Origin of the sequence: Synechococcus sp. R6-5, from assembly GCF_047461775.1 — a bacterium.
GTDB lineage: Bacteria > Cyanobacteriota > Cyanobacteriia > Thermostichales > Thermostichaceae > Thermostichus.
In genome coordinates this window covers 1-8,034 of sequence record NZ_JANSHV010000049.1, presented here as the reverse complement: position 1 = coordinate 8,034, position 8,034 = coordinate 1, and the positions used below count along the sequence as shown (strand labels likewise).

The window sequence follows — 8,034 nt, the reverse complement described above, 5'->3', positions numbered from 1 at the left end:
TGCGGGGCTCCTGCGCTAGTAAGCTGAAGAAGGGATCCCCGATGGCCACTGCCGCTTGCGGGGACGGATTTGCGACACTGCTTATCTAGGGGCTTTCATTCGCTATCAGGTATGGGTGTCGGGCTGTGAGGTGAAACTTTTGGCTGTGCAACCCAACCCCGGCCTGAATTTGCAGCAGTTGCCGGAAGGGACGGAGGTGACTTTAAGTTGGGATCCCAGCCGGATGCACCGCATCCCCGAATAGGGCTCTCAATCCCGATCTCCTCTGGAGCTTGTCTATCCGGCGTCGGCGCTATCTTGCAGGCAGTTGACACTCCCGCCGACTGAAGTCGAGGGATTCTTACGTAGCCCAGAAACGGGCTCGCAACGGCGTTGTCAAAGGGAGAAAAACGGGCCATGATGCGCATTTCCATCCAGCCGGAGAGTGGGATCCCTGGCTCCGTACAGCTTTTTAATTTGCTCTGCTTTGCCATCGCCTGCGGGCAATTTCCTCCCGGCTACCGCCTGCCCAGCACCCGTCAATTGGCTATGCAAACAGGCCTGCACCGCAATACCATCCACAAGGTTTACCACCAATTGGAGGCTATGGGCCTGGTGGAAACCCGCGCTGGATCTGGCATTTACGTGAGCCGCTCCGCCCGCCAGGTGGTTAACTACTCTCGCGGCCTGGGGGAAAACCTGGATCGATCCCGACAGGTCCTGGAGCAGGTGCGCCAGGGCATCGACCAGCTGCTGCAGCAGGGGTTTTCTTTGGAGCAGGTGCGGGATCTGCTGCTAGCGGAGATCGATTGGCGATTGCGCTGCAGTGCCCAAGTGCTGGTGTGTGTGCCCAACCGGGATTTGGGTACAGGACAACTGATGGCCCAGCAAATCCAGCAGACTTTGGGCATCCGGGTCCAGTTGGTGCCCCTGGAGGAGCTGGCCACCGTTCTGGATCAGATCCATTCCGGCACTGTGGTGACGCTGCACTATTTTCTCAGCGCCGTCGAAGCCATTGCCCAGCCGCGAGGGGCCCGTGTTCTGACGGTGGAGGTGTCTGACTACGCCCGCGAAATTGCCCTGATCCGCCAATTGCCTTCCTACGCCTGTCTGGGGCTGGTGAGCATCAGCACTGCCCTGCTGGAGGTTGCCGAGGTGATTGTCTACAGTCTGCGGGGAGACCTGCTGGTGCTGACGGCAGTGATCTCGGATACGGAACGGGTGGGATCCCTAATCCGCCGCGCCCATACGCTGATTTGCGATGAGGCCAGCTACCCCACCCTGCGGGTCTTGGTGCGCCAAGCCCGAGCCGATCTAATCCGCACACCCAACCTAGTCTGCGCCACCCCCCACATCGGAGAAGCGGCTATGGCCGAGCTGAGACGGGAATTGGGTGGGATCCCTGGAGCCGGAGGAGATGGGGACGCAAGCAGTAGCAGTTTGCAAGGCAAAGAAACCCATTAAGCCTTGTTGCAGGTGAGCCATTTTGCGGATGACAGGCTGTCCAAGATCGTGCTTAGGTGAAAATACGGTAAAAGCTCTCTCATTTTGATTCATCGCTGATCAGTCTTTACACGCATGGTGATCCTCGACTACGCCTCCGCCAATCACGACTATGTGGCGGTTACACGGGAAGGTTTCTGGGAGGCCATCCGCTTCCAAGACCATTTTTACGTCTTCAACCGGGGCTTTTCTCAGCTGCAAGAGGCCATCGCCAGTTGCCGCTACGACATGGATCACGGATCCCTGATCAGCCTGGTGGTGGTGCGCCCTCGGAGCTATGAGGTGTGGTCACAGGTGGGATCCGACATTCCTGTCCTGCCGAAGCAACTCTTGAGCCCGACAGCCAGGGACTCCCTCCTACCGGCGCGCCAGTGCTCCGCACCCCTGTCACCAGCGCGGAAGCGTCGCATAGCAATGACGGCTCCATCGGGGCCCGAACGTCCTTTCTGGTCTTTCTGGGGCTGGGGATCCAAGGCTTATGTAGTGGACGGCGAGCCGGCTGCACCCCAGTCTTTGTTCCACCATAGCCCTCGGCCCTACAACGCGCTACAGGCTTGAGCCGGAATCGGTTGCGCCAGCGTCGTGCAGCAACAGTTTCAGGGAACAGGACGGCTCCACATGCAAATTGAGATCCGGCTCTTCCACCAGCAGGGGCACGCGCTCGGCCACTTCCAGGCCAAATCCTTTCAAGCCGCTGATGTGGCGAGAGGTGTTGCTGATCAGGCGCATTTTGCGCACCCCTACATCCCGTAGGATCTGGGCGCCGATGCCGTAATCGCGCAAGTCCATCGCCACCGGTGGCGCGGTTTCAGAAAGTCCCAGATCTTGCCGGGCGTAGGACTTGATTTGCTCGATGAGACTCAGCTCCTGCTCTTGCCGGCGCAGGTACACCAGCACCCCCTTGCCCTGGTGGCCGATCATCTTCAGGGCCGCTGTCAATTGGCGGCGACAATCGCAGCGCAGGGATCCCAGCGCATCCCCTAGGGGACACTCCACATGGACGCGCACCAGGACGGGCTCAGCGGCAAATTGGGTCGGATCCCCTTTCACCAGGGCCAGGTGCTCGACTTGGTTGAGGCTATCGCGGTAGCCGTAAACCCGAAACTGGCCAAACTCCGTGGGCAGGGTGGCGGCAGCCTCTCGGTGAACCAGTTGTTCGGTGCGCAAGCGGTACTCGATGAGGTGGGCGATGGTGATGATCTTCAAATCGTGCTGACGGGCATATTCGATCAACTGGGGCAGGCGGGCCATGGAGCCATCCGGGTTTTGGATCTCGCAAATCACCCCTGCCGGATACAGCCCGGCCAACATCGCCAGATCCACCGCCGCTTCCGTATGGCCAGCCCGTTTGAGTACTCCGCCCTCCCGTGCCCGCAGCGGAAAGACATGCCCAGGGCGGCGCAGATCTTCCGGTCGCGTGTGCGGGTGAATGGCCGCCTGAATGGTGCGGGAGCGATCGGCGGCGGAAATGCCGGTGGAGACTCCAGCCTCTGGCCCAGCATCAATGCTGACGGTAAAGGCAGTTTGGTTGCTGTCGGTGTTCTGCCCCACCATCAGCGGGATCTTCAGCTCATCGAGGCGGGATCCCTGCATGGCCAGGCAGATAAGGCCCCGCCCGTAGGTGGCCATGAAGTTGATAGCTTGGGGCGTGGCAAACTGGGCAGCACAGACCAGATCCCCTTCGTTTTCTCGGTTTTCGTCATCGACCACGATGACCATGCGACCACACTTGAGGTCTTCGAGGGCTTCGGGGATGGAGTGGAAGATTGTTTCTGTCTCGGCCTGCGGGATGGCACTCATGGAAAAGGGGACGCAAAAAGGGAAAACCTGGCACAGCCGGCTCTGGGCACCGGATCTGCCAGATCTATGCTAGAGCAAACCGGGCAACAGCTAGGGATCCCAAGGCAGAGTCAGTACTTGGGAATCGAGGGATCGTAAGCCTCTGCCCAGGCGAGGATCCCCCCGCGCAGGTTTTTTCCTTGGATCCCAGCAGCTTGTAGGATCTTCAGGGCTTTGGCCGAGCGTGCCCCACTCTTGCAGTGGACGATCAGCTCTGAGCCGTTAAGGAGGCGACGCACCTGCTCCACCCCGTCGCCGTTTTCAATTTGGGGCAGGGGGATCAGGTGAGCACCAGGGATCCGGCCTATCTCCCACTCGTTCGGGTTGCGCACATCGACCAGCACAAAGTCTTGCTGGGCATCGAGGCGGGCTTTTAGCTCAGCCACGGTGATCTCCGGGATCTCCGCTTGGCCAGCCTGTTCGGCAGCTTGGGCTTGTGGGATCCCGCAGAACTGTTCGTAGTCGATCAGCTCAGTGATGGGCGGAGTAGCCGGGTTTTTGCGCAGCTTCAGCTCCCGGAAGCTCATGTTCAGGGCATCGTAAAGCAGCAGCCGCCCACTTAGGGTTGTGCCCACGCCCAGCAGGATCTTCACGGTTTCGGTAGCTTGAATAACACCGATGATGCCGGGGAGGATCCCCAACACTCCCCCTTCGGCGCAGGAGGGCACCAGTCCTGGTGGGGGCGGCTCGGGGTAGAGATCCCGGTAGTTGGGCCCATCTTCGTAGTTGAAGACCGTCGCTTGTCCCTCGAAGCGGAAGATCGAGCCGTAGACATTGGGCTTGCCCGTCAACACACAGGCATCGTTCACCAGGTAACGGGTGGGGAAGTTATCGGTGCCATCCACAATCACGTCATAGTTGGCAAACAGCTCCAGTGCGTTGTGGGCCTTCAGGGCGGTGTTGTAAACATCCACTTGACAGTGGGGGTTGATCTCCAGGATGCGGTTCTTGGCCGATTCCACCTTCGGCTTGCCCACCCAGGAGGTGCCGTGGATCACCTGCCGCTGCAGGTTGGACACATCCACCACATCAAAATCGACAATGCCGATCCGCCCCACGCCGGCTGCCGCCAAGTACAGCAACAGGGGCGAGCCAAGGCCGCCTGTGCCGATGCACAGCACTTTGCCCGCTTTCAGCCGCTTCTGTCCTTCTAGGCCCACCTCGGGCAGGATCAAATGCCGAGAAAACCGCTCCATCTCTTCGCGGGAGAGGCTAACTTGGCTGGTATCCAGGTTCAACATGCTCACAACCCTCCAGCAATAGCGGGAACGATGCTGATGACGGCTTGTTCTCCCACGGGGGTGTTGTTGCCTTGGGGCAACGTGCGCACATCCTCGTCGTTGAGGTAGACATTGACAAAATTGCGCAGCTTCCCATCCTCGGTGTAGAGGTGGCGCTTCAGCTCGCCATAGCGGGCGATGAGGTTGCCCATCACTTCGCCAACATTGCTGCCCTCGATCTCGACAGCTTCCAGGTTGTCGGTGTAGGGGCGCAGGGGAGAGGGGATCAGAACTTTGGTTGCCATGGGAGTTCGGGGAGAGATCTTGGGTATCTACTGGAGACTTTTGAGGATCCAGAGGATCTGGGCTGACCTATCCGTCTGTCGATCTTGTTGGGGCTGTCTACTGACTTTGAGGATTCAGCTATGTTACAGACAAGGTTCAGCACTAGACTACCGCTTTTTCCGGTGGTACCCATCCCAGCTTTCAAGGATCCCAACTGAACTTAGCCGTGAACTTCAGCCTGAAACAGCGGCAAAGCCCAAACGACTCTAGCTTGCCAAAGCCGGGAGCGGGGGGATGCGAATGTCTTCCAGCATCTGCATCGGCTCCCGTTGGGGCTGCTCCTGCTCATCCAAAACCCAGCTCACCACCTCTTCTGCCTTGCCCTCGCGCACACTGACGATCACACAGGAAAAGCCCCAAGGAAAAGCATGCTGCCGATCAAACTCGGAGGGAATGGCCGCATGGTTGGGATGGGAATGATAGGTGCCCAGGATCCCCAGCCCTTTGCGCACCGCGTGGTCGTTGGCCCGCTTGAAATCCGCCGGATCGATCAAAAAGCGGCGGCGGCTGGATTCCCCGTCTGCCAGAGGGTTTTCGGCTTGATCCCAGGTGTTGGTCACCGACCAAAGCTCGTGGATGATCTTGTCGGATCCCCGGATTTCCCCAATTAAAATGCCGCAGCTCTCGTGGGGAAAGGCTTGTTCGCCGTGCTGGCGGATGCTGTGAAGGTGGTCTGCCGAGAGGTAGAGGGCCATGAATCTCGCCTTTGCCGATGGAGTTACCGTTCTTTTATTCTGGCACAAGTTGGCCGGGGATCCCTCAACTTAGCTACAGCGGATGCCATTGGGGCGCAACGGGCAGGCCGTTCCGCAGAGGCCGCCGCTGCTGAAAATGTTCGGCCACCAGTGTGGCGCGGTCAGACCCGTCCATCGAGTGAACCCAGAGGTGGCTCTGGCTTTGGAGGGGTGACGGGGGCATAGTGGGGGCAACCCTGGCACGGCCCTTGGGGATGGACGGCACAGCGCAACCAAGCCGAGTGGGCACTGAAAACACAAGAGGGATCCCCCAGGGGTGGGCCAAATTCGCCGGCCCGTTGACGGCGCAGCAGCACCACTTGCCGTCGCCAATCTTGCAAAAATCGGCTGTGGGCGCGTTCCCGCCAGCGACGCTTGGCCGCATTTTCGAGGACGTGGGCGGTGAGGTTATCCAACATGGAACGATACCCAGGGAAGAGGCCAACAGGCTGGGAGTTGCGTTGGATGGCTGAGAACCTCAGGATGGCACACACTGGCGAGAAGAACCCAAGAATTGCAAACTCTCCTTGAGTTCAGTTTAAGTTTGTGGAGTTTCTTCCGATGGCTCTGGCTGCTGGTGGCGGGCCTGGGCCCGTTGCAGGGCTTCTCGCACCACAGCAAAGCCCGTTCCCCCGGCGCTGAGCCGCGTGGCCACCACCTGGCGGGGCTCAATGGCCGTCAAAATGTCCGCCTCAAAGGCCGGGTGGAAGGTTTTCCAGCGCTCCAAGGGCAGATCCCGCAGCAGGATCCCCTCTGCCAAACAAATGCGCACAATCTGCCCCACCAAATCATGGGCTGTGCGAAAGGGGATCCCTTTGCGCACCAAGTAGTCGGCCACATCGGTGGCGTTGGAGAAATCTTCCTGCACAGCAGCCGCCATGCGCTCAGGTTGAAATTGGATCCCTTCCCGCAGCAGAAGGGTCATCGCCTCTAGGCAGGCTTTCAGGGTATCGACCGTGTCGAATAGTCCCTCTTTGTCTTCTTGGAGATCTTTGTTGTAGGCCAGCGGCAGCCCCTTCAAGGTGACCAACAAAGCCTGGAGATGGCCAAACACCCGCCCCGCCTTGCTGCGCACCAACTCCGGCACATCGGGATTTTTCTTCTGGGGCATGAGGCTGGAGCCGGTGGCACAGGCATCGGTGAGGGTGACAAAGCCGAACTCCTGGGAAGCCCAGAGGATCATCTCTTCCGAGAGGCGGCTGAGATGCACCAAAATCAAGCTGGCGGCAGCGTGGAACTCCACCAGGTAGTCCCGGTCGCTGACGGCATCCAAGCTGTTGGCGCTGATCCGCTCAAATCCCAGCAGATGGGCGGTGAGCTGCCGATCGATGGGCAGAGAAGTGCCGGCCAAAGCCCCGGATCCGAGGGGGCAGACATTCACCTCTTCCCGCACCCGCCCCAGCCGTTGCCAGTCTCGCCAGAACATTTCTTCATAGGCCAAGAGGTGGTGGGCCAAGCTAATCGGCTGAGCCCGTTGCAGATGGGTGTAGCCGGGCAGGATTGTCTCCAGATGCCGCTCAGCCAAGTCCAACAAAACTCCGCGCAGCTCCCAGAGGGCTTGACGAAGGTGATCGATCTGATCTCGCAGATAGAGACGCAGATCGGTGGCCACTTGGTCATTGCGGGAGCGCCCGGTATGCAGTTTTTTTCCCACTTCCCCCACCAAAGCCACCAAACGACGCTCGACGGCGTAGTGGACATCCTCTGCCTCTGGATCGGGCCGGAAGGTGCCGGCAGCCGCTTCCTGTTGGATCTGCTCCAATCCCCACCGGATCTGGTCGGCCTCTTGCTGGGTCAGGATGCCACAAGCGGCCAACATCTGCACATGAGCCAGGGATCCGGCCACATCGTAGGGCAGCAGGCGGATGTCGAAGCCGATACTGGCGTTGAAGCGGGCAATGGCAGGGTGCAGGGATCCCTCAAAGCGCTGGCTCCAGGGGCGAGGGGTGGAAGTTACCGTCGGCTCAGACATCGGCTGGGAACCGGAAGAATGGGGAGAAGGATTGACCACCGTAGGAAGACCCCACTGCAGTTGTGGAGAAAAAACACAGAAACCGACCGCCGACGGCCAAAACCCCGCCGGCCCAGGCCCAATGGATCCAGCTAGAGCAATGGTGACAAGGCCCTAGTGGGAGCTGGTGATGCTCTTGAGCATGTAGCCCGCCACGATCCCTATCAAAAGCGCCCAAATTTGGCCCGATTCCACAAAGCCATTCCAACCCTTGCGGATATCGCCCAGCACATCCTGTCGGAACACCTGCCCGACAATCATTTCCGTCTGGAAAGCCGCGGGGGCCGGCAAGTAAACCGAAGCGGTCTCAGACCCAGAAGGAGAGAAGTTCATGGTTGTACCTCAGGTGTAGATAACACAGTGCAGCCAACCTGGTAGCTGATACATTCACGCTGAACTCTCC

General features: G+C 59.6%; 9 protein-coding genes and 1 pseudogene. 3 read left to right on the top strand and 7 right to left on the bottom strand.

The features are described from left to right. Positions 1-55: 55 nt before the first annotated feature. From NW818_RS02725 to NW818_RS02715, 3 genes are all read left to right on the top strand, one after another. Positions 56-244 carry a TOBE domain-containing protein gene (locus NW818_RS02725; RefSeq protein WP_414374567.1) on the top strand — a complete coding sequence of 63 codons (189 nt, stop codon included), beginning with the start codon at positions 56-58 and terminating at the stop codon, positions 242-244. Positions 245-396: 152 nt separating this feature from the next. After that, positions 397-1,443: a GntR family transcriptional regulator gene (locus tag NW818_RS02720; RefSeq protein ID WP_414423769.1), complete on the top strand. Its 1,047-nt coding sequence runs from the start codon at positions 397-399 to the stop codon at positions 1,441-1,443. A gap of 114 nt (positions 1,444-1,557) precedes the next feature. Next, positions 1,558-2,040 carry a hypothetical protein gene (locus NW818_RS02715; protein WP_414423768.1) on the top strand — a complete coding sequence of 161 codons (483 nt, stop codon included), beginning with the start codon at positions 1,558-1,560 and terminating at the stop codon, positions 2,038-2,040. Positions 2,041-2,100: 60 nt separating this feature from the next. On the opposite strand, the pseudogene ribB reads toward NW818_RS02715, so the two are convergent. The 7 genes and pseudogenes from ribB to NW818_RS02680 all read right to left on the bottom strand — a co-directional run. Next, positions 2,101-3,249: pseudogene (ribB, locus tag NW818_RS02710) on the bottom strand (3,4-dihydroxy-2-butanone-4-phosphate synthase); the annotation flags it as partial. 143 nt (positions 3,250-3,392) lie between these two features. Beyond that, positions 3,393-4,562, bottom strand: a complete 1,170-nt coding sequence (gene moeB, locus NW818_RS02705) for a molybdopterin-synthase adenylyltransferase MoeB (protein ID WP_414423767.1) — start codon at positions 4,560-4,562, stop codon at positions 3,393-3,395. Between the two features lie 2 nt (positions 4,563-4,564). Further along, positions 4,565-4,846, bottom strand: coding sequence for a MoaD/ThiS family protein (locus NW818_RS02700; RefSeq protein ID WP_011433658.1), 282 nt, complete (start codon positions 4,844-4,846; stop codon positions 4,565-4,567). A 246-nt stretch (positions 4,847-5,092) separates the two neighbouring features. Beyond that, entirely contained in the window at positions 5,093-5,581 is a 489-nt protein-coding gene (locus NW818_RS02695; protein WP_011433657.1) for a M67 family metallopeptidase, read from the bottom strand. Positions 5,582-5,742: 161 nt separating this feature from the next. After that, on the bottom strand, positions 5,743-6,039 hold the full coding sequence (locus NW818_RS02690) for a DUF6464 family protein (RefSeq protein WP_414423766.1): 297 nt from the start codon (positions 6,037-6,039) through the stop codon (positions 5,743-5,745). A 119-nt stretch (positions 6,040-6,158) separates the two neighbouring features. Next, entirely contained in the window at positions 6,159-7,592 is a 1,434-nt protein-coding gene (gene argH / locus NW818_RS02685) for an argininosuccinate lyase (RefSeq protein ID WP_414423770.1), read from the bottom strand. A gap of 153 nt (positions 7,593-7,745) precedes the next feature. Continuing rightward, entirely contained in the window at positions 7,746-7,964 is a 219-nt protein-coding gene (locus NW818_RS02680) for a hypothetical protein (protein ID WP_414329334.1), read from the bottom strand. Positions 7,965-8,034 lie beyond the last annotated feature (70 nt).

Coding starts and splice junctions, on each gene's coding strand:
- NW818_RS02720 (WP_414423769.1), top strand. CDS start 397: ATGATGCGCATTTCCATCCAGCCGGAGAGTGGGATCCCTGGCTCCGTA.
- NW818_RS02715 (WP_414423768.1), top strand. CDS start 1,558: ATGGTGATCCTCGACTACGCCTCCGCCAATCACGACTATGTGGCGGTT.
- moeB (WP_414423767.1), bottom strand. CDS start 4,562: ATGTTGAACCTGGATACCAGCCAAGTTAGCCTCTCCCGCGAAGAGATG.
- NW818_RS02700 (WP_011433658.1), bottom strand. CDS start 4,846: ATGGCAACCAAAGTTCTGATCCCCTCTCCCCTGCGCCCCTACACCGAC.
- NW818_RS02695 (WP_011433657.1), bottom strand. CDS start 5,581: ATGGCCCTCTACCTCTCGGCAGACCACCTTCACAGCATCCGCCAGCAC.
- NW818_RS02690 (WP_414423766.1), bottom strand. CDS start 6,039: ATGTTGGATAACCTCACCGCCCACGTCCTCGAAAATGCGGCCAAGCGT.
- argH (WP_414423770.1), bottom strand. CDS start 7,592: ATGTCTGAGCCGACGGTAACTTCCACCCCTCGCCCCTGGAGCCAGCGC.
- NW818_RS02680 (WP_414329334.1), bottom strand. CDS start 7,964: ATGAACTTCTCTCCTTCTGGGTCTGAGACCGCTTCGGTTTACTTGCCG.